The organism is Bartonella jaculi, from assembly GCF_039543045.1.
Taxonomy (GTDB): domain Bacteria; phylum Pseudomonadota; class Alphaproteobacteria; order Rhizobiales; family Rhizobiaceae; genus Bartonella; species Bartonella jaculi.
The window spans coordinates 1-1,174 of the sequence record NZ_BAABIZ010000124.1; the positions used below are offsets into that span (position 1 = coordinate 1).

At 44.5% G+C, this 1,174-nt stretch carries 2 protein-coding genes; both read right to left on the reverse strand.

The window, feature by feature from the left end:
- Positions 1-131: 131 nt before the first annotated feature.
- Positions 132-383, reverse strand: coding sequence for a hypothetical protein (locus ABD915_RS09715; protein WP_345117752.1), 252 nt, complete (start codon positions 381-383; stop codon positions 132-134).
- 9 nt (positions 384-392) lie between these two features.
- Positions 393-1,174 (reverse strand): glycine-rich domain-containing protein (locus ABD915_RS09720; RefSeq protein ID WP_486303704.1); only part of this gene is annotated, 782 nt, incomplete at its 5' end.

Here is a 1,174-nt window from a genome sequence, read left to right on the forward strand (position 1 = left end):
CATGTTCCATAAGCCTGACACTGTCAGTCAAAAAACCGCTTTAAAGGATTTTGAAAGAGCTTTTAAAAGGATTTTAAAGAAAGAAAATCATACGAGCCTTTAAGCTTTTGTACAATAAGCATCCGTATAACCTAGGCTTGATCATCTTTCTCTTGCGGTTCTTTTATGGGCTCTACGGGTGGATCTTTCTCTACCATTTCGGTAGATGAAAGCTGTTTTGTGCTTTCATCCACCACGGGAGGAGAGAACACGCCGTCTTTATAAGTCCAGCCGATTTGTGCTTCCTTTGAAGGGATAGCTTCACCATCAAAGGTATGAACATAATCTTCTGATGCGACAATAATATTTGTTACCACACCATTTTCAACAACTGCATATTCCATGAAGTACTCCTAGATAAAAAATTTCAACAAGATTGCTCCATCGCCGCCGTCACCGCCTTCGTCACCGTTCTTTCCGCGGAAATAGCCTCCACCGCCACCAGCTTTATTGTTGCCACTATCTCCACCATTTCCTCCTTTCCCACTGTAACCTCCTTTTCCGCCTACATCCCCACTACTACCTCCACCACCACCGAAAGTAGAGTTCCCACCGTGTCCACCGGATCCTCCTGTTTTTTTCCCATAAGTGCCACCGCCACCACCCCTAAAAGTAAAATCACTTCCATTTGAACTAGTGCTATTAGAGGAGTAGCTGCCACCACTTCCCCCACTGAATCTATCTCCTATACTACCATCATTGCCATAGCTATTATAACTGCCAGCACCACCACCACCTGCGATAAGCAATCCTTCAATAATTGTTTTCCCACCATTTCCACTTTTGCCACCACGACCAATTTGGACATTTTTGGAGTTTTTAAGCTGAGACCCTTTGATTTGAATGCGCGCGCAGCCACCGCCACCGCCGCCGCCGCCAGTATTACCTCCACCACTTCCACCGCCACCCCACGCCCATATTTCAATATCGGTGTTATTGGTCACACCATCGGGTAATGAAATAGGTCCACTTTCTGTTATGAGAATCTCAAGAGGAGTAAGCATGGTGTGTTTCGTTAATTTCGCAATATCATTGCGTATTTTTTGAAGAGAAATATCCGCTTCATCTTTTGTATAAATCGCATTGCCATCAACAGTTGCTGGTCCTTTAAGCTTGCTTCCTGTTGCACTTAAAC

Excerpts from the sequence above, each read along its gene's own strand:
- ABD915_RS09715 (WP_345117752.1), bottom strand. The coding sequence starts at position 383 with ATGGAATATGCAGTTGTTGAAAATGGTGTGGTAACAAATATTATTGTC.